Raw genomic sequence first — 19,265 nt, forward strand, 5'->3', positions numbered from 1 at the left:
TTAGTTTACTCAGCGGCGCGATCTCACCACCTGATAGCGCCGCGTAAGGTACTCCACCGGCGCGCTCCAGACGTGAACCAGCCGGGTGAACGGGAACAGAAGGAAGATGGTCATCCCAAGCACCAGATGGACGCGGAAAATGTAGGCCACGCCGTCGAGATTCGCGGAAGCACCGCCGTGGAAGGTGACGACCGCCTGCGCCCAGTCGACCAGTTTCAGCATTTCGCTGCCGTCGGGGTGTTGTGCGGAGAACGGAATCGTCGCCAGACCGAGAATACACTGCACCAGCAGCACGCAGAGGATCAGGATATCTGCCGTGGACGAGGTCGCGCGGATACGCGGATTGGTGAGGCGTCGCACCAGCAGTCCCGCGCCGCCGATCAGCGTCAGCACGCCGCAGACGCCGCCGAGGATCATCGCCATCAGCTGTTTTTGCGACATCGGCAGGAACCACGAATAGACCCAGTGCGGCGTCAGCATCCCGAAGGCGTGGCCGAAAAAGATCCCCAGAATGCCGATATGGAACAGATTCGACCACAGCACCATGCCGCGCTTATCGAGCATCTGGCTGGATGACGCGCGCCAGGTGTACTGCCCGTAGTCGTAGCGCAGCCAGCTTCCCAGCAGGAACACCGTCCCGCACAGATACGGGTAGATATCGTAAAAGAAGACGTTCAGAAAGTGCATCATTTCGGGCCTCCGGCGCTGACGTCCACGTACTGAGGCGCGACGTCCTGGCTAAAGCGTCGTTGATATTGCTGCATCGGCGAGCTGTCGCACGCCGTGGCGTTGTCCTCAATAAATTTCACCTGTTCCTCTTCCCACACGGCATCCAGCGCCTGGCGGGTGTCATCGCGTTGTTCTGTTGCCACCTGCTTAGTGACACTGTCACTTGTTAGCTTGCTGGCGGCGAGCTGAAGCAGGGCGTCGAAAAGCTGATACTGCGGGACATCGCGCTGTTTTAGCCGCCCGCCGATCAGGGCCAGAATCGGCGCAACGTTTTGCAGCCCCTCGCGCGCCTCATCGTCAGGAATAAGACTCAGATACTCCAGATAGAGCGGCAGATAATCCGGCAGTTCGCGGCAGTCGAGCTGTAAACCGGCTTTCTCGTACTGGCTCATTAGATCAACCATCGCCTGACCGCGATCGCGGGATTCGGCGTGAACATGCTCGAACAGCAGCAGCGAGGTGGCCCGTCCGCGCTCAAACACTTCACACCACTGGGCCTGTTTATCCAGCAGCGCCGCGCCAAGATGCTGCTGCGCAAACGGCAGCAGCGGCGGGGCATCTTGTGCGATCAGAGAAAGGGCTTCATCGCGGCTCTCCCATAGCGCCTCGTCGGGATATTCAATGAGCAGGGCGATAATTTTAAGAATTCGCATTACTCTCCCTCCCCGTGTTCACGCACCTCGGAGATATTAATGGCGTCGATGCGCTGGCTGTTGAACAGGTTGAATTTGGTGTCGGAGCCGTGACAGCCGTCGCCGAAGGTAAAGCCGCAGCCGTTTTTCTCCGGGAAGGCGTCACGCGCCATTTCACGGTGGCTGGTCGGGATCACGAAGCGGTCTTCGTAGTTGGCAATCGCCAGGTAGCGGTACATCTCTTCTACCTGTTCCACGCTCAGGCCCACTTCGTCGATGGCGCGCGTATCGGTCACCCCTTCAACGGTTTGCGAGCGTTTGTAGTGGCGCATCGCCATCATGCGTTTCAGGGCGCGAAGCACCGGGCCGGTATCGCCGGCGCTCAGCATATTCGCCAGATACTGCACCGGAATACGCAGGCTTTCGACGGCAGGCAGAATGCTGTCGGTCTGTGGCAGACCCCCCGCATCGGCGTAGGACTGAATCGGTGACAGCGGCGGCACATACCAGACCATCGGCAGGGTACGGTATTCCGGGTGCAGCGGCAGGGCCAGCTTCCAGTCCATCGCCATTTTGTAGACCGGCGAGCGCTGCGCCGCGTCGATCACGTTCTGCGGAATGCCCTGTTTCAGCGCTTCCTCAATCACTGCCGGGTCGTTCGGGTTCAGGAACACCTCGCACTGACGCTCGTAAAGATCCGTTTCGTGCTCGGTGCTCGCCGCTTCTTCGATGCGGTCCGCGTCGTACAGCAGCACGCCAAGATAACGAATGCGCCCGACGCAGGTTTCCGAGCACACGGTCGGTTGGCCGGATTCGATACGCGGGTAGCAGAAGATGCATTTTTCAGACTTGCCGCTCTTCCAGTTGAAATAGATTTTTTTGTACGGACAGCCGCTGATGCACATGCGCCAGCCGCGGCATTTGTCCTGGTCGATCAGGACGATGCCGTCCTCTTCGCGCTTGTAGATGGCGCCGCTCGGACAGGTGGCGACACAGCTCGGGTTGAGGCAGTGTTCGCACAGGCGCGGGAGGTACATCATGAAGGTGTTTTCGAACTGGCCGTACATCTCCTTTTGCATCTTATCGAAGTTACGGTCGCGGGCGCGTTTCTCGAATTCGCCGCCGAGCAGCTCCTCCCAGTTCGGGCCGCCGACGATTTTGTCCATCCGTTTGCCGCTGATCAGTGAGCGCGGGCGAGCGGTAGGGAGATGATCGCCCTCCGGCGCGCGGTGCAGATCCTGATAGTCAAAGGTGAAGGGTTCGTAATAGTCGTCAATGCCCGGCAGCGACGGGTTGGCGAAGATTTTCGACAGCACGCCCACGCGCCCACCGAGGCGCGGCGTGAGTTTTCCGGTGATGCCACGCACCCAGCCGCCTTGCCACTCCTCCTGATCTTCCCAGTTTTTCGGATAGCCAATGCCCGGTTTGGTTTCGACGTTGTTAAACCACGCGTACTCCATCCCTTCGCGCCCGGTCCAGACGTTTTTGCACGTCACCGAGCAGGTATGACAGCCAATGCACTTGTCGAGATTCAGTACCATGCCGACCTGTGAGCGTATTTTCATTTTTTCGCCTCCTGTACCTGATCCCGACCTTCGCCATCCAGCCAGTTAATGTTTTTCATCTTACGGATCATGATGAATTCGTCGCGGTTCGAGCCGACGGTGCCGTAGTAGTTAAAGCCGTAGGCCAGCTGTGCGTAGCCGCCAATCATGTGCGTGGGTTTTGGGCAGACGCGGGTGACGGAGTTGTGAATGCCGCCGCGACGTCCGGTCACTTCCGATCCCGGTATGTTCAGAATGCGCTCCTGGGCGTGATACATCATGGTCATCCCTGGCGGCACGCGCTGGCTCACCACCGCGCGGGCGGTGAGGGCGCCGTTGGCGTTGAAGGCTTCGATCCAGTCGTTGTCTTCAATGCCTAACTCTCTGGCGTCCGTTTCGCTGATCCAGACGATCGGCCCGCCGCGAGACAGGGTCTGCATCAGCAGATTTTCGCTGTAGGTGGAGTGGATGCCCCATTTCTGGTGCGGCGTCAGGAAGTTCAGCGCTTTTTCCGGGAAGCCGTTTGGCGGAATTTCTCGCATGTGGGTCACGCTACGGGTATCAATCGGCGGACGGTAGGCCACCAGGCTTTCACCAAAGGCGCGCATCCACTGATGATCCTGATACAGCTGCTGGCGACCAGAGAGGGTGCGCCACGGGATCAGCTCGTGAACGTTGGTGTACCCGGCATTGTAGGAGACGTGTTCGCTCTCAATGCCAGACCAGGTGGGGCTGGAGATGATTTTGCGCGGCTGAGCCTGGATATCGCGAAAACGAATTTTCTCGTCTTCTTTGTTGATCGCCAGATGAGTGTGAGTGCGCCCGGTAAATTCGCCGAGGGCTTTCCAGGCTTTCACCGCCACGTGGCCGTTGGTTTCCGGGGCCAGCGCGAGGATCACCTCCGAGGCGTCAATGGCCGTATCAATCAGCGGTCGCCCTTTGGCCGGGCCATCGAGCTTGACGTAGTTCAGCTTGCCGAGGAAATCGACTTCATCCTGAGTGTTCCACGAAATGCCTTTTCCGCCGTTGCCGAGTTTGTCCATCAATGGCCCCAGCGACGTAAAGCGTTCGTAGGTTTCCGGATAGTTGCGCTCAATGACGGCGATATTCGGCGCGGTTTTGCCGGGAATCAGATCGCATTCGCCTTTGCGCCAGTCCTGAATATCAAAGGGCTGGGACAGCTCCGCCGGGGAGTCGTGCTGCAGAGGCTGCAACACCACGTCGGTTTCGGTGCCCAGATGCCCGACGCAGACGTCGGAAAAGACTTTGGCGATCCCTTTGTATATTTCCCAGTCGCTGCGGGACTCCCACGCCGGATCGACGGCGGCAGAAAGTGGATGAATAAACGGATGCATATCCGACGTATTCATGTCGTCTTTTTCATACCAGGTGGCGGTCGGCAGGACGATATCCGAGAAAAGACAGGTGCTGGACATCCGGAAATCGAGGGTCACCAGCAGGTCGAGCTTGCCTTCGATGGCGGCCGTTTGCCACTCCACCTCCTCCGGTTTAACGTCGTCCGTGGAGCCAAGATCGTCGCCCTGAATCCCGCTTTCCGTGCCGAGCAGGTACTTGAGCATGTACTCATGACCTTTCCCGGAGGAGCCGAGCAGGTTCGAGCGCCAGACAAACAAATTGCGTGGATGGTTTTTACCGTTGTCCGGCTGTTCGCAGGCAAAGCGCAGATCGCCCGATTTCAGCGCCTGAACGGTGTAATCCTGCGCCGACATCCCGGCGGCATCGGCGCGCGCTTTGATGTGCAACGGGTTAAGCGAAAGCTGCGGCGCAGAGGGCAGCCAGCCCATTCGTTCGGCGCGAACGTTAAAGTCGATCAGGTGGCCGGTGAATTTGGCGCTATCCGCCAGCGGCGAGAGCAATTCCTGAGCGGTGAGTTTTTCATAGCGCCACTGGCTGGCGTGGTTGTAGAAGAAGGAGGTGCTGTTCATCTGACGCGGTGGGCGGTTCCAGTCGAGGGCAAACGCCAGCGGCAGCCAGCCGGTTTGCGGACGCAGCTTCTCCTGGCCGACATAGTGCGACCAGCCGCCGCCGCTTTTGCCGACACAGCCGCAGAAGACCAGCATATTGATCATCCCACGGTAGTTCATGTCCATGTGATACCAGTGGTTCACGCCCGCACCGAGAATGATCATCGACCGTCCATGGGTTTTATGGGCGGTATCGGCGAATTCACGGGCGATCTGTTCAATATGGCGACGCGGCACACCAGTGATCTGCTCGCCCCAGGCCGGGGAGTAAGCTTTGATTTCGGCGTAATCTTTTACGGCGTTGTCATCTTCCAGGCCGCGATCCAGTCCATAGTTCGCCAGAATCAGATCGTAAACGCTGGCGACCTGTTGCTGACGGCCATCGGCGAGGGTGAGGGTTTTCGACGGCACTTTGCGGATCAGCACCGGGTCCTGTTTCACACTGCGGAAGTGCGGGTTTTCATTGCCGCCTAAATAGGGGAACGCCACATTCGCGACCTGATCGTGGGTGATAAGCAGCGAGAGCGTCAGCTCGGTCTCCTGACCGGCAGCCAGCGGCTCCAGGTTCCATTTGCCTTTTTCACCCCAGCGGAAACCAATCGAGCCGTTAGGCGCTACCAGGCCACCGGCGATATCAAAGGCGACGGTTTTCCATTCCGGGTTGTTTTCCTCACCCAGCCCGTCGGCCAGATCCGAGGCCCGCAGCATCCGGCCAGGGACCAGGCTGCCGTCGTCCCGCGCATCCAGCATCACCAGCATCGGCATGTCGGTGTAGCGGCGGCAGTAGTTGAGGAAATATTCGCTCGGGTTATCGAGGTGGAACTCTTTGAGGATCACATGGCCCATCGCCATTGCCAGAGCACTGTCGGTGCCTTGCTTCGGTGCCAGCCACTGATCGCTCAGCTTGGCGACTTCCGAGAAGTCAGGGGTAATGGCGATGGTTTTGGTGCCTTTGTAACGCACTTCGGTGAAGAAGTGAGCGTCCGGTGTGCGCGTCTGCGGCACGTTCGATCCCCAGGCGATGATGTAGCTGGAGTTGTACCAGTCGGCCGACTCCGGCACATCGGTCTGCTCGCCCCAGGTCATTGGCGAGGCGGGCGGCAAATCGCAGTACCAGTCGTAAAAACTCAGGCAGGTGCCGCCGAGGAGCGAAAGATAGCGCGTACCGGCGGCGTAAGAGACCATCGACATCGCCGGGATCGGCGAGAATCCGGCGACGCGATCCGGGCCGTAATGTTTGATTGTCCAGACGTTCGCGGCGGCGATCAGCTGGTTGAGTTCTTTCCAGTTAGAGCGGATAAAACCGCCGTGGCCGCGCGCTTTTTTGTAGCTGCTGGTCTTTTGCGGATCGCTCATGATGGCATTCCACGCCAGCACCGGGTCGCTGTGCTGGCCCAGCGCTTCGCGCCACAGTTCGATCAATTTCCGGCGCACCAGCGGGTATTTCAGGCGGTTGGCGCTGTAGAGATACCAGGAGTAACTCGCGCCGCGCGGGCAGCCGCGGGGTTCATGGTTGGGCAGGTCAGGGCGGGTGCGGGGGTAGTCGGTCTGCTGAGTTTCCCAGGTCACCAGGCCGTTTTTGACATAGATTTTCCAGCTGCAGGAGCCGGTACAGTTAACGCCGTGGGTGGATCGCACGATTTTGTCGAATTGCCAGCGCTGGCGATAGCTGTCCTCCCAGTCGCGGTTGGTATGCATCACCTGCCCATGGCCGTCGGCGAAGGTGTCGCCTTTTTGTTTGAAATAACGAAAGCGATCCAACAATTTACTCATGACGTTTCTCCTGACGGGGCGACGCCCACCCCGTGGTTACACTGCTCACAAAAGTGTTGAACGGAATAGTTATGATTTGACGTGTTTCTGCCGACGGCCATACACCAGCCAGGTGACAAACACGCAGACGATATAGAACACCAAAAAGACCTTCATCGCGCCGACGGGGGAACCGGTCATCGCCAGCGAGGTACCGAAGGCTTTAGGAATGAAAAAGCCGCCGACCGCGCCGATAGCGGAGATAAACCCGAGCGCCGCCGCGGTATCAGACACCGCTTCCTGCTGGGCCTGTTCTTCCGTGCCACCGCGCAGTTTGACGTTATAAATTGTGATCTGGCGGAAGATCACCGCGATCATCTGGAAGGTAGAGCCGCTGCCTAAACCGGCGGTCAGGAACAGGCCCATAAACACCAGATAGAAGGCGGTGAAATTGCCGGAACCGGAGCCGGGGAGCGTCAGGAACAGCAGGGCGCTGAAGGCGGCCATCAGGATAAAGTTCACCAGAGTCACGCGCACACCGCCGAGTTTGTCCGACACCACGCCACCCGCCGATCGCGCCAGCGCTCCGATCAACGGGCCAAAGAAGGCGAGGTGGAGAATGTTCACATCTGGAAACTGGGTTTTGGCGAGCATCGCAAAGCCTGCGGAAAAACCGATAAAAGAGCCAAACGTCGCCAGATAGAGCAGGCTTAGCAACCACAGGTGAGGCTGTTTCAGCACCGGCAACTGGCTGGCAATCGAGGCTTTCGAGCTGGCAATATCATTCATGCCGAAAAAGGCGGCGAGAGTGGCAATAATCAGTAGCGGCACCCAGATCCACGCGGCGTTAGCCAGCGACAGCACAGAACCGTCATCCTGCGGTACGCCATGGACGCCGAGAAACGCAAACATCGGCAGGAAGATCACCGCCGGAGCCACCATCTGCATCACGCTGACGCCGAGATTACCCAGCCCCCCGTTAATGCCCAGCGCGCTGCCTTGTTTAGCTTTCGGGAAGAAAAAGCTGATGTTGCCCATGCTGGAGGCAAAGTTCGCACCGGCAAATCCGCACAGCAGGGCGATGATGATAAACACCCAGTAGGGCGTGGCGCTATTCTGCACGGCGATCCCCAGCCACACGCAGGGAATAATTAGGATAACGGTGCTTAATATTGTCCAGTAACGTCCGCCAAATATCGGCACCATAAAGGAATAGGGCACGCGTAATATTGCGCCAGAAAGAGAAGGTAATGCGGTTAACATGAAAAGCTGATCGGTGGTGAAATTAAAGCCGACTTTATTGAGATTTACCGCAACCGCGCTGAATAACATCCAGACGCAGAAGGCCAGTAGCAGACAAGCGACGGATATACAAAGATTCCGTCGCGCGATGTGTTTTCCTTTATTCTCCCAAAATGCCGCGTTTTCCGGTTTCCAGTTATTTAAAAGATAATGATTATTCTTCTCACTTTGTTGTGACATATCGCCCTCGTACTTACCCGTAAAAAACAGAAAAGAGAAGTGAAAACAGTCAGATGGCTGACGTTATACGATTAAGGTTTTTGGAATTATTCAGATGCTTCTGAAAGGATAGATAAGAAAGCGAATCCCTGAGTTTACGAGAGGAGAGATGATTCGCTTTATGTGTTACTAATTGTAAAAAATCGCGGTTTTAAATACTCAATTAGGAGTATCAAAACAATTCCAGAGAAATTAATTTATCAAGATGTTTATTAAATGCGTCGTCATCCATTTCGGGCATATTTAACACGTAGATACCGTCCAGTCCGCAGACTAAACCTATCAATCGCCAGGCGATATTTTCGGGGCGGTCTGAGAGTGTAAATACCTTTTCTTCGGCGCCCTGACGGATAATGGCGACGGTATCCTGATGCCACATTTCCATGGTCATCACATAGGCGCTTTTAATGTCCGGATCGCGGCTCGCGAGGATCTGCGCTTCCCGCCATAGACGAATATAAGGCTCGAACACACCCTCATCGCTGCCGAGCATGGCGCGCAGACGATGGCGACAGTCGCCCACCACCTCGGCATCGAGCAGTTCACGGATCAGACGCACGAAGGCCAATGCTTTCAGCTCTCCGGCGCTGGCGAAATGGTGATGTACCTGGCCGGAGGCAATACCCGCTTCGCCCGCAATGCGCCGCACCGTCATGGCGCTGAACCCTTCGTTTAAGGCGACGCGCATCGCGGCCTGCAGGATATCTTCCCGCCGTTCATCCTTGCTCAAATAGCTCATGTTCTCTCACTCTCAATGGCGACGAAACGAGTGTAACAAAAAGCTGGACACGCGTTCAACTTTACGTAGGATCGCATCCTGGACACGTGTCCAGATTAGTGTGAAAGGGAAATTTATGTTTCAAAGGTGGTTAGCGTTAGTGATTATCGTGCTGGTGTATATTCCGGTCGCGATTGACGCAACGGTACTGCATGTGGCCGCGCCAACGCTGAGTATGACGCTCGGGGCCAGCGGTAACGAATTGCTGTGGATTATTGATATTTACTCGCTGGTGATGGCGGGCATGGTGCTGCCGATGGGCGCGCTCGGGGATCGTATCGGCTTTAAAAAGCTGCTGATGCTCGGCAGTATCCTGTTCGGACTGTCGTCACTGGCGGCTGCGTTTGCCCCGTCCGCGGCCTGGCTGATTGCGGCCCGGGCGACGCTGGCGATTGGTGCGGCGATGATTATTCCGGCGACGCTTGCGGGGATCCGCACGCTGTTTGTCGAGGCGCGTCATCGTAATATCGCGTTAGGTGTCTGGGCTGCGGTCGGTTCCGGCGGAGCGGCCTTTGGCCCGCTGGTGGGCGGCCTGCTGCTGGAGCACTTCTACTGGGGATCGGTATTTTTAATCAACGTGCCGATCGTGGTGGTCGTGGTGGCACTGGCGGCGCGTTTTGTGCCGAAACAGCAGGGACGCCCGGAGCAGACGCTGAACATTTCGCACGCGTTAATGCTGATCGTGGCAATTCTGCTGCTGGTTTACAGCGCGAAAACAGCGCTGAAAGGCACACTTTCACCGGCTATCGTGGCGACAACGTTGCTCACCGGTGCGGTGATGCTGTTCATCTTCGTGCGTATTCAGCTGCGAGCCAGCAAACCGATGATCGACATGCGCCTGTTCTGCCATCGCATTATTTTGAGCGGCGTGGTGATGGCGATGACCGCAATGATCGCGCTGGTGGGCTTTGAACTGCTGATGGCGCAGGAGCTGCAGTTTGTGCACGGTTTTACGCCGTTTGAGGCGGGCAAGTTTATGCTGCCGCTGATGGTCGCCAGCGGTTTCAGCGGGCCGATTGCGGGCGTGCTGGTCGGAAAACTCGGGTTGCGACTGGTCGCGGCAGGCGGCATGGGGCTAAGCGCGGTGAGCTTTATTGGTCTGTCGATGCTCGATTTCAGCACTCAGCAGTGGCAGGCATGGAGCCTGATGGTGCTGCTCGGTTTCAGCGCCGCGAGTGCGCTGCTGGCATCGACTTCCGCGATCATGGCCGCCGCACCGAAGGAAAAAGCGGCCGCGGCAGGGGCCATCGAAACGATGTCCTACGAGTTAGGCGCGGGTCTTGGGATCGCGATTTTTGGCCTGATGCTCACTCGCAGCTTCTCGGCCTCCATCCAACTGCCGCAAGGACTGAGCGCCACGCTTGCCGACAAAGCCTCTTCGTCGATTGGTGAAGCGGTCAAAGTTGCGCAAGAACTCACGCCGACGCTTGCAGACGCGACGATTGAAGCCGCTAAAGCCGCGTTTATCACCTCGCACAGCGTCGCCCTTGGCAGCGCCGGTGCCATGCTGATGATATTGGCGTGCGGGATATGGTTTAGTCTGGCGAGGGTGGAGCAGAAGTAACATTAAACCCGGTAACAGAGTTACCGGGTTTTTCTGTGTTAGATATTTTATATTAACTTAAATCATGATTTACGATGGTCTTGCAGATAGCGGGATCAGTTGCAAAATAGTGGGATAACACTGGAGGCTCCTTGCATATTTGATAAGGGGTGAATAAGGAAATGTACAAATAAATCAATAGTGACAATATATTAAATAGAACCAAGAGCATTATCGACACCAAAGCAAGCAGATTGCCTGAATAATTGAAAGCCATGGGTACCTTATTATCTTTAGTAAATGGAACACATGAAATCATTATAATGGCATATATCAGGCACGGAGTGCATGATATCATTGCCAGATGTCGCCCATCAAACCAAAAAAAATCGCTATTGCTAAAAAACAATATGAAGTCATGATAGGGTATATTAATAGAGAAATGAAAAAGGAAGCTTAGTATTATAATAAGAAGAATTGAAATTATAGTAAATGCTATTTTATTTAATATTTTAACGATCATGAGAAGCCTATTTAATAATTCATAAAATGTTAATAGCCTTAATCTTTATTAAGGTATAGATCACTACATCCAATCATTGGTGGTTGACTCCAGCAATTCTTCTATTTGCGGGAAGGTAAGTAGTGATACAAGGATGATAGGGGAGCAACTGGCTAATGGGCAATTGTCCCCATTGCAGTTCTCCTACGAAGCCAGACCATGTAGTGTCTCGTGATGAATCGTAATTGTTCATATTTATTTCCCCGGTATTTTTCATGCCACAAAAAGTTATTACTGACTATCGCAAAAGGATGCTCTATGTCATATAATGCATCCTTATCCATTCACAAGATCTATATATTTTTAGTTAATAATATTTCTGCTATCCCATCTTGGGATTATTCATTATGAGTTTTTATTTGGCAATATTAATGAATCGAAAGTATGTAATATAATAAATATTCCGCATTAATCATCAAAGAGATTTTTTGTTGAGGTTATACAAGTTATAGATGGATCGAATTAAAAACTTAGCCAGGTTTCTAATCATCACTTCCCTTGCGCGTATTTAGTCTCGGCAGAGTAATACTGGTGATAAATGTGTCCGGTATAGTTCTCGCTAGTGAGTGCACAGGCAAGACTACACCCGGTAACAGGATTGCCAAGTGTAGTCTATGTAATAAAAATATGTTAATTTAACTCACGGTTTACGATGGTTTTGCAGATTGCTGGATCTTTGGCAAAGTAATGAGAATACGTGGATGGTTCCTTACATAACTGGTAAGGAGTGAAATAGCCAATATAAAAATAAGTCATCAATGATAATATGCTAAACAACATAAATATTACGAGTGAGATTAGTCCCAGTACATTTCCCCAATAATAAAACGATTTTGGTATCTGGTTATCCTTCGTGAATGGAACTGTAGCCATCATTATACTAAGGTAAATAAAAGCTGGTATGGAAGATATGAGTGAAAGGTGCCGCCCATCGAACCAAAAGTAATTACTCCTCCCGAAAAATAGCATAAAATCATGAAAAGGTATATCAGTAGAGTATGAAATGATAACGACAGATATCGCGAAAACAATAATACATCTTATAATAGACCATGCTTTAATTAAAATATTAACCATTGTTGATACCATTTTAATAATTAAAACTACCCGGTGGTAGCATCCCCGTGCTCGTATGGATATTATTCCACTCATTGATACGTTGTTCTTCGTAAAATGCTTCCTTAATCCTATTTTTTAACTCAACAGACCATCCATGTAGTTCGTCGTATTTATTAAGAGTAGAGTTAGTCGCTAAGCCAATAATGATAAGTGCAATTGTGGTTAAGATAACAGGTGCACCAAGCAATATTAACCCAGCAACACCCGCCACAACAATTGAGATCAAAGTTTTAGCAGCATCTGCAATAATATCACCAAAGAAATCCACCAGCGTATATTCGTTTTTGAATATTAACTCTACTGCCCTGAAAGCAAGTGAGAAATAAACACAAAACTTAGCACCCTGATACAAGTTATACCCTAAACCTCGCCAACCAATACCCAGTTCCAGCAGTTGCAGATTATTCGCGCGATAGCGGGTACCGTTCAGGATGCGACGCAGGCTCGGGTATCCAGTGATTTTTATATAGGTGACACCACCGTATCGACAGGTTTTAGCTCTGATCCCTATGCTCTTGAGATTAAAGCGTAACTGGTTAGCTTCATTCAGGTAAGTTGAGAATCTACTGCTATTGTATGCTCCGTCCCAGATGTCTTTGAAACTGCCAGCACCGATTTTATATGAAAGAAAATTATCCGTCTGACCTATAAGGTCGCTCAATACACCTCGCGCTTCCTCTATGGTCAGCAACATGAAGTATTGGGTGTTTTTCTCCAGCACCTTTTCCATTTGGGGTAGGGTATCGATATAGGGATGAGTGGGGAGCAACTGATTAATCGGTTGTTGTCCCCGCAGCAGTTCTCCCACGTAACCAGACCAGCCGGTATCTCTTGATGAATCGTAACTGTTCATATAACTGCTATCCCTGGAATATGTTTTCTTCCCAAAGGCTGTACGTACTGGTCCCAGCATTGATATGTTCCCAGCCAATAGATTTATAGCTAAATGAGATTGTCTCCTGGGCTTCTTTTTCGCTCTGAGTGACTGAGTGGGGGATATGTAAGTCCAGCTCAGTTATGCGCGCATCTGTCAGCTTTAACTGGTAATAACACTCCATACGGCCTGCTTTATCGGTACGGTAAAAATCGAAAACACAGCTGAGAGACTCATTATCCGTGATGGCTTTGGCCAGCAGTGGCGAGGATTTATCAAGTGGCTTAACGATACTGACATGATGATGATTAACGTTTCTTTCACGAGAAAGGGCATGGGAGAGAGAATAAATAAGAATTTGATCGCTGTGCGCAACTTGCGCTTTATTACCGACAGATGCATGACTCAAACATCCTGAAGAAATTAATCCCTGCATTTCGCCGACAAGCGACAGATAAACTAATCCGGCCATATGATTCATCCCTTTATATTCATTCCATTTATAGATGTTTCACTACGTATATTTTAGCGAAACGTTGCGCGATTATTCACCGTTCATTATTGGCAGGCAATATAAAATAAGAATAAATGAGAGGGGAGTTTTATCTACCGCATTCATAATCAAAAGCGACCGTTATGAGGCGTTTCGCTGGAATAGAGAAGAAGAGGGTGGAGCAGGCATAAAAAACACCCGGTAGCGTTGCGCTTACCGGGCGTTTTTTTCACGAATTATTTCTCCTGTGCCGCACTCAGTACACTGTGCAACAGGACATTCGCCCCTTTCTCAGACCAATCCGGCAGAATGTTTTCCGCTTCGTTGTGGCTGATGCCTTTTTCGCAGGGAATAAAGATCATGCTGGCCGGGGCGATTTTGCTGATATAGCAGGTGTCGTGCCCGGCGCCGGAGACCATCGCTTTTGATGAATAGCCGAGGGCTTCGACCGCTTTTTCACTGCGCATAAGGCACTGCTCATCGAAGGCGATAGGCGCGTAGTCGAAGATTCGTTCGACCTTTGCCGTAACCCCTCGTGTGGCCAGTCCTTGCGCCGCTTCACGCAGCGCGGCTTCCATCGCTTCCAGCACGTCGCTTTGCGGATGGCGGAACTCTACGCTGCACACCACGCGCGACGGCACGACGTTGCGCGAATTTGGGGTTATCTGCGCCATGCCGATGGTCGCACGGCCGTCCGGTTTGTGCTGATAACCAATCTCTTCAACCATCAGCGCCAGTTCAGCGAAGGCGGTTAACGCATCGCGACGGCTGTGCATCGGCGTCGTCCCTGCGTGCGCGGCAAAACCGTCCAGCGTCAGGGTAAACCATCGCTGGCCCATCGCGGCGCGCACCAGCCCGATATCGATAGCCTCATCTTCCAGAATCGGTCCCTGTTCGATATGCAGCTCGTAGCAGGCGTGAACCGGAAACGCGCGCGCAGGCAGGGTGCCGCGATAGCCGATAGCTTCCAGCGCTTCGCCTACGGTTATTCCAGCGTTATCCGTACGGGCGAGGGCGTATTCTTCGCTAAATTGCCCGGACCAGACGCCGGATGCCAGCATCGCCGGGGCGAAACGCGCGCCTTCTTCGTTCGTCCAGTTCACCAGCACGATGTCGCGCTCGGTTTCCACATGATGATCGTTGAGGGTGCGCAGAACTTCCAGCCCGGCCAGCACGCCGTAGATCCCGTCGTAATTTCCGCCCAGCGGCTGGGAATCCACATGCGAGCCGGTCATCACCGGTGGCAGGGCGCGGTTTTTCCCGGCGCGGCGAATAAACATGTTGCCCATGCTGTCGACGTCGCAGGTAAAACCCGCTTCCCGCGCCCAGTCGCGCAGCAGGTTGCGGGCAATGCGATCTTCGTCGCTCAGCGCCAGACGCGTTACGCCACCGGCGGGCGTGCCGCCGATCTGTGCCATCATCCCGAGCGTGGACCAAAGCCGCTGCGCATCGATGTGGATCATGCTTTGTCCTTCTTTGTGTGGTAGCGGAAATCACAGCATTTTCCGCCCTGCATGATGGTGGTGGTGCGCGTCAGTTCGACGTCTGGCGCGTAGCCGACGATGAATTTCTCATCGCGGGCGCACGACAGCAAGTGACCGATCTCGCCCAGCCCCATTTCGTGATACATCTCGGCATAACGACAGCGGGTGACGTTATAGTTGTACTGCTGGTCATCGGCGTCGATCACTTTCACGTCCAGCGCGTTGTCTTTCTCCCAGAGATATTGCAGGGCGATAAAACTCTTCACATCCGCGCCGTTCGGCTCCTGACGGGCAAAATGTGCCCCTGCGTCAATCGCCGCCTGTTCGATGGCTTCCCCAATTACCGCCTGGGCGCGGGCTTTCCCTATCTCGCGCACCAGGATTTCGTAAATAGGTTTAATAATTTCTGCTTCTATTTTGCGGCGGGCGAGAATGCCCAGCTCATTGTTATCACTCATCACATTGCCTCACTGCGTTACTTCGTTTTTGCGCCGCCCAGAACGGTTTGCGGCTGCCATTTGCCATCGACCACTTTGTAGACGGTAAAGGACGGGGATTTCAGATTGCCCTGTGCGTCAAAGGCGATCTGTCCGGTGACGCCGGAATAGCTGATGGCACGCAGGGCGGGCAGATATTCAGCCGGATCGACAGAGTTGGCTTTTTCCATGGCGGCAACCAGCACGCGGGTGGCGTCATAGGCGAACGGCGCATGCAGTTCGATATGGGTGTGGTAGCGCGACTGATACGCCTGCTCAAAGGCTTTACCGCCCGGCATCTGATCGACCGGCAGACCCGGCTCCAGCGCGACAACACCTTCGCCTTCTTTCTGTGCCAGCTGCAGGAACGTCTGGCTGACAAAACCGCCTGCGCCCATCAGCGTGGCGTTCATGCCCAGCTGTTTGATACGACGCGCCAGCGGAGCGGCCTGGCTATCGACACCGCCGAAGAACACCAGATCGGCATTTTTGCTGCGAATGGCGGTTAAAACGGCGCTAAAGTCCACGGTTTTGTCGTCAACGTACTGGCGGTCGACGATCTTCACACCCTGCGCGTCCAGCGATTTAATAAATTCATCCGCCAGCCCCTGGCCGAACGCGGTACGGTCGTCGATCACCGCAATGCGTTTGGCTTTCAGTGTGTTCACCGCGTATTCGCCTGCGAACTGACCACCGTCATCGTCGTGGCCCATCACGCGGAAACTGGTGTCAAAACCCTGTTTGGTATATGCGTGACCGGTGGCGACGGGCGCTACCTGGGCGATACCGGCATCGTGATACACCCGCGCTGCGGGAATACTGGTACCGGTATTCCAGTGGCCGACTACGCCCGCGACGCCGCTATCGACCAGACGCTGAGCGACAGCCACCGCGGTGCGCGGATCGGACTGGTCATCTTCGGACTGCAGTTTGAAGGTCACTGCTTTGCCGCCGATGGTTGGATGCTGTTTGTTGATATCGTCAATCGCCAGCTGCGCGCCGTTCTCCAGATCTTTGCCGATACGTGCCGACGGGCCGGTGAGCGGGCCTGCAAGGCCGATGACTACGGTTTCGCTTTCCGCCGCCCATGACGCGGAAGAGGCAAAACCACTGAGCAGAAGAGCGGCGCTGAGCGCACTGATTTTTACGGTTTTCATTATATTTCCCTGGTGTTGGTTGGTGTGTTAAACGGGCATTTCGCCCAAATAAATCTGTGCAATCTGATCGTCATTGAGCATCGCTTTCGAGTCGCCGTGATGCACAATGCTGCCGCTGTCCATCACCCAGGCGCTATCCGTCACTTCCAGCGCCAGCCGGGCGTTTTGTTCGATCAGCAGCAGGGCCACGCCGCGCTCACGCAGCCCTTTAATAACCTGAAAAATGTTCTCGACCATCTTCGGTGCCAGCCCCATAGACGGCTCATCGAGAATCAGCAGGCGCGGCTGGCTGAGCAGGGCGCGGTTCAGCGCCAGCAGCTGCTGTTCACCGCCCGAAAGCAGCCCGGCGAGCTGATGTTGACGCTCACCGAGGCGCGGGAAACGGTCGAAAATCTCGTCCATTTCGGCTTTCACATTGGCCGTGTCGCGCCGCAGCCAGGCTCCCATCTGTAAATTCTCCAGCACCGTCATGCGCGCAAAGATGCCGCGACCTTCCGGAACCATCACCAGCCCGTCGCGAAGCAGTGCTTCGGCTTTGCGTTTACGCACTGGCTGGCCGTTAAACGCAATAGTGCCGTCGAAGTTTTCCAGCCCGGTGATGGCGCGTACGGTTGAGCTTTTTCCCGCACCGTTAGCGCCAATCAGCGTCGCTTGTTCGCCCTCTTGCAGGGTGAACGACACATCGCGTACCGCCTGAATCCCGCCGTAATGCACGTCCAGACGTTCGACTTTTAGTAACTCAGACATGGGCGTTGCCTCCAAGCCAGGCGGCGATCACCGCCGGGTCACGCCGAACGGTGTCGGGTGTGCCGACGGCCAGCGTTTTGCCGTAATCAAGCACCGTCAGGCGATCGCAGATGCCCATCACCAGCTTCACGTCGTGCTCAATCATCAGCAGGGTTTTGCCATCGTCACGAATGCGGATGAGCAGTTCGCCGAGGGCATTTTTTTCAGCCGCATTCATGCCAGCAGCCGGTTCGTCGAGGGCCAGCAGCAGTGGATCGGTCGCCAGCGCGCGGGCGATTTCCAGCCGACGCTGATGCCCGTAGGCCAGATCGCAGGCGCGATAATGGGCGAATCTGGCGATGCCGGTGTACTCCAGCCAGTGCCAGGCCAGCTCGCGGGTTTGCGCTTCTTCGGCGCGTGCCCGTTTGTGATGCGAAAGCGCGGCCCACAAGCCGTTGCGGGTGCGCACATGGCGCCCGACCATCACGTTTTCCAGTACCGACATCTCATTAAACAGGCGCACGTTCTGGAACGTGCGGGCGATCCCGGCAGCCGTTACTTTGTCGATCTGCTTCGGGAAATAGGGCTTATCGGCAATCGAAAACTCGCCGCTGTCCGCCGGATACAGACCGGTAATGAGGTTAAAACAGGTGGTTTTCCCTGCGCCGTTAGGGCCAATCAAACCGTAGATTTCGCCCTGATTGATGGAGAGCGAAACATCGTCCACGGCGGTCAGGCCGCCAAAGCGTTTAGACATATTGCGAACGGTGAGCAGGCTCATGCTTTAACCTCCTTGTGGCGAACCGGCCAGATCCCGGACGGGCGCAGCAGCATCACCAGCACCAGCGCCAGGCCGTAGAACAGCTGACGCAGGATTTCCGGGTCGATCAGTACGGTGCCGAACAGCGCCTGCTGAACGGGCGCGGCCTGGCTGCGGAGGATCTCCGGCAGGGCGGTGAGCAGCACTGCGCCGAGGATCACGCCAGGGATGTGGCCCATCCCGCCGAGCACCACCATCGCCAGCACGGCAATGGATTCCTGAAGGGTGAAGGATTCCGGCGACACGAAGCCCTGGAACGCGCCAAACAGCGCTCCCGCCACGCCGCCAAAAGAGGCCCCCATCGCAAAGGCCAGCAGTTTGTAGTTACGCACGTTGATGCCCATCGCGCGGGCCACGTCTTCGTCTTCACGAATGGCGTGCCATGCTCGGCCAATGCGCGAATGTTGCAGGCGCAGGCAGACAAAAATGATCAGCACGATCACCAGCATCAGCAGGTAATACCACAGCCACAGGGCCGGGACTTTCATGCCAAACCAGTGGTATACGCCGCTGAACTTCAGGCCAAACAGATTGAGCGTATCGACGCCGGTAATGCCTTTTGCGCCGTTGGTGATGTTCACCGGGCGGTCAAGGTTACGCATCAGAATACGGATGATCTCTCCAAAACCGAGGGTGACAATCGCCAGATAATCGCCGCGCAATTTGAGCGTGGGAGCGCCCAGAATAATCCCGCACACCGCCGCGACCAGCGCCGCCAGCGGAATAATCAGCAGGTAAGAGGTGTGCATCCCGTCCGGGAACCAGACGGCGAGAAGGGGGAACGTCTCCAGCAGATGCGGGGACGCCAGTAGTGCTGCAAGATAGGCGCCGACGGCATAAAACGCGATGAAGCCCATGTCCAGCAGGCCGGTGTAGCCCACGACGATGTTCAGCCCGAGCGCCAGCATGATGTACAGCAGAGCGAAGTCGATAACGCGCACCCAGTAGTTGCCGCCGAGCTGGCTTGCCACCACGGGGGCAATCAGCAGGGCGAGGACGAACAGGGTCATGCCGGACCAGAAGCGGCGCTGCGAGGCGGGTGCCTGTAATGATGTTGTTGTCATAGTTTT

Annotated in this window: 15 protein-coding genes; 1 reads left to right on the top strand and 14 read right to left on the bottom strand. The window is 54.9% G+C overall.

All coding sequences use genetic code 11. The features are described 5' to 3' along the window. Positions 1-9: 9 nt before the first annotated feature. The 6 genes from narI to ETG88_RS09370 all read right to left on the bottom strand — a co-directional run bounded on the left by narI (position 10) and on the right by ETG88_RS09370 (position 8,902). Entirely contained in the window at positions 10-690 is a 681-nt protein-coding gene (narI, locus tag ETG88_RS09345) for a respiratory nitrate reductase subunit gamma (protein ID WP_129035261.1), read from the bottom strand. Next, positions 687-1,382 (bottom strand): nitrate reductase molybdenum cofactor assembly chaperone, encoded by a 696-nt coding sequence (narW, locus tag ETG88_RS09350; RefSeq protein ID WP_129035262.1) that lies wholly within the window; start codon positions 1,380-1,382, stop codon positions 687-689. The genes narI and narW overlap by 4 nt, the downstream gene beginning before the upstream one ends. Further along, on the bottom strand, positions 1,382-2,926 hold the full coding sequence (narH, locus tag ETG88_RS09355; RefSeq protein ID WP_129035263.1) for a nitrate reductase subunit beta: 1,545 nt from the start codon (positions 2,924-2,926) through the stop codon (positions 1,382-1,384). The genes narW and narH overlap by 1 nt, the downstream gene beginning before the upstream one ends. Further along, positions 2,923-6,663, bottom strand: a complete 3,741-nt coding sequence (locus tag ETG88_RS09360) for a nitrate reductase subunit alpha (protein ID WP_129035264.1) — start codon at positions 6,661-6,663, stop codon at positions 2,923-2,925. The genes narH and ETG88_RS09360 overlap by 4 nt, the downstream gene beginning before the upstream one ends. 69 nt (positions 6,664-6,732) lie before the next feature. After that, positions 6,733-8,124: a NarK family nitrate/nitrite MFS transporter gene (locus ETG88_RS09365; RefSeq protein ID WP_107703520.1), complete on the bottom strand. Its 1,392-nt coding sequence runs from the start codon at positions 8,122-8,124 to the stop codon at positions 6,733-6,735. 211 nt (positions 8,125-8,335) lie between these two features. Then, positions 8,336-8,902 (bottom strand): TetR family transcriptional regulator, encoded by a 567-nt coding sequence (locus ETG88_RS09370; protein ID WP_107703521.1) that lies wholly within the window; start codon positions 8,900-8,902, stop codon positions 8,336-8,338. 115 nt (positions 8,903-9,017) lie between these two features. Here ETG88_RS09370 and ETG88_RS09375 point away from each other — a divergent pair, with 115 nt between their 5' ends. Next, on the top strand, positions 9,018-10,505 hold the full coding sequence (locus ETG88_RS09375) for an MFS transporter (RefSeq protein WP_129035265.1): 1,488 nt from the start codon (positions 9,018-9,020) through the stop codon (positions 10,503-10,505). Between the two features lie 1,631 nt (positions 10,506-12,136). On the opposite strand, the gene ETG88_RS09380 is transcribed toward ETG88_RS09375, so the two are convergent. The 8 genes from ETG88_RS09380 to ETG88_RS09415 form a co-directional block, all read right to left on the bottom strand. Next, positions 12,137-13,018 carry a hypothetical protein gene (locus ETG88_RS09380; protein ID WP_129035266.1) on the bottom strand — a complete coding sequence of 294 codons (882 nt, stop codon included), beginning with the start codon at positions 13,016-13,018 and terminating at the stop codon, positions 12,137-12,139. 7 nt (positions 13,019-13,025) lie between these two features. Beyond that, the gene (locus tag ETG88_RS09385) at positions 13,026-13,511 is read right to left on the bottom strand and encodes an Hcp family type VI secretion system effector (protein WP_129035267.1); all 486 of its coding nucleotides are present in this window, start codon (positions 13,509-13,511) and stop codon (positions 13,026-13,028) included. A gap of 257 nt (positions 13,512-13,768) precedes the next feature. After that, positions 13,769-14,995, bottom strand: coding sequence for a Zn-dependent hydrolase (locus ETG88_RS09390; RefSeq protein ID WP_129035268.1), 1,227 nt, complete (start codon positions 14,993-14,995; stop codon positions 13,769-13,771). Beyond that, positions 14,992-15,474, bottom strand: a complete 483-nt coding sequence (locus ETG88_RS09395; RefSeq protein WP_100780087.1) for an L-2-amino-thiazoline-4-carboxylic acid hydrolase — start codon at positions 15,472-15,474, stop codon at positions 14,992-14,994. The genes ETG88_RS09390 and ETG88_RS09395 overlap by 4 nt, the downstream gene beginning before the upstream one ends. A 17-nt stretch (positions 15,475-15,491) precedes the next feature. Beyond that, entirely contained in the window at positions 15,492-16,649 is a 1,158-nt protein-coding gene (locus ETG88_RS09400) for a branched-chain amino acid ABC transporter substrate-binding protein (protein ID WP_129035269.1), read from the bottom strand. Positions 16,650-16,676: 27 nt separating this feature from the next. Then, entirely contained in the window at positions 16,677-17,396 is a 720-nt protein-coding gene (locus ETG88_RS09405) for an ABC transporter ATP-binding protein (RefSeq protein ID WP_129035270.1), read from the bottom strand. Continuing rightward, positions 17,389-18,156, bottom strand: coding sequence for an ABC transporter ATP-binding protein (locus tag ETG88_RS09410; protein ID WP_129035271.1), 768 nt, complete (start codon positions 18,154-18,156; stop codon positions 17,389-17,391). The genes ETG88_RS09405 and ETG88_RS09410 overlap by 8 nt, the downstream gene beginning before the upstream one ends. Beyond that, entirely contained in the window at positions 18,153-19,259 is a 1,107-nt protein-coding gene (locus tag ETG88_RS09415) for a branched-chain amino acid ABC transporter permease (RefSeq protein WP_129035272.1), read from the bottom strand. The genes ETG88_RS09410 and ETG88_RS09415 overlap by 4 nt, the downstream gene beginning before the upstream one ends. Between the last annotated feature and the right edge of the window lie 6 nt (positions 19,260-19,265).

Source organism: Lelliottia nimipressuralis (assembly GCF_004115925.1).
GTDB classification, from domain to species: domain Bacteria; phylum Pseudomonadota; class Gammaproteobacteria; order Enterobacterales; family Enterobacteriaceae; genus Enterobacter; species Enterobacter nimipressuralis.

Excerpts from the sequence above, each read along its gene's own strand:
- narI (WP_129035261.1), bottom strand. The coding sequence starts at position 690 with ATGATGCACTTTCTGAACGTCTTCTTTTACGATATCTACCCGTATCTG.
- ETG88_RS09370 (WP_107703521.1), bottom strand. The coding sequence starts at position 8,902 with ATGAGCTATTTGAGCAAGGATGAACGGCGGGAAGATATCCTGCAGGCC.
- ETG88_RS09405 (WP_129035270.1), bottom strand. The coding sequence starts at position 17,396 with ATGTCTGAGTTACTAAAAGTCGAACGTCTGGACGTGCATTACGGCGGG.
- ETG88_RS09410 (WP_129035271.1), bottom strand. The coding sequence starts at position 18,156 with ATGAGCCTGCTCACCGTTCGCAATATGTCTAAACGCTTTGGCGGCCTG.
- narW (WP_129035262.1), bottom strand. The coding sequence starts at position 1,382 with ATGCGAATTCTTAAAATTATCGCCCTGCTCATTGAATATCCCGACGAG.
- ETG88_RS09375 (WP_129035265.1), top strand. The coding sequence starts at position 9,018 with ATGTTTCAAAGGTGGTTAGCGTTAGTGATTATCGTGCTGGTGTATATT.
- ETG88_RS09360 (WP_129035264.1), bottom strand. The coding sequence starts at position 6,663 with ATGAGTAAATTGTTGGATCGCTTTCGTTATTTCAAACAAAAAGGCGAC.
- ETG88_RS09400 (WP_129035269.1), bottom strand. The coding sequence starts at position 16,649 with ATGAAAACCGTAAAAATCAGTGCGCTCAGCGCCGCTCTTCTGCTCAGT.
- ETG88_RS09380 (WP_129035266.1), bottom strand. The coding sequence starts at position 13,018 with ATGAACAGTTACGATTCATCAAGAGATACCGGCTGGTCTGGTTACGTG.
- ETG88_RS09415 (WP_129035272.1), bottom strand. The coding sequence starts at position 19,259 with ATGACAACAACATCATTACAGGCACCCGCCTCGCAGCGCCGCTTCTGG.
- ETG88_RS09395 (WP_100780087.1), bottom strand. The coding sequence starts at position 15,474 with ATGAGTGATAACAATGAGCTGGGCATTCTCGCCCGCCGCAAAATAGAA.
- ETG88_RS09365 (WP_107703520.1), bottom strand. The coding sequence starts at position 8,124 with ATGTCACAACAAAGTGAGAAGAATAATCATTATCTTTTAAATAACTGG.
- ETG88_RS09390 (WP_129035268.1), bottom strand. The coding sequence starts at position 14,995 with ATGATCCACATCGATGCGCAGCGGCTTTGGTCCACGCTCGGGATGATG.
- ETG88_RS09385 (WP_129035267.1), bottom strand. The coding sequence starts at position 13,511 with ATGGCCGGATTAGTTTATCTGTCGCTTGTCGGCGAAATGCAGGGATTA.
- narH (WP_129035263.1), bottom strand. The coding sequence starts at position 2,926 with ATGAAAATACGCTCACAGGTCGGCATGGTACTGAATCTCGACAAGTGC.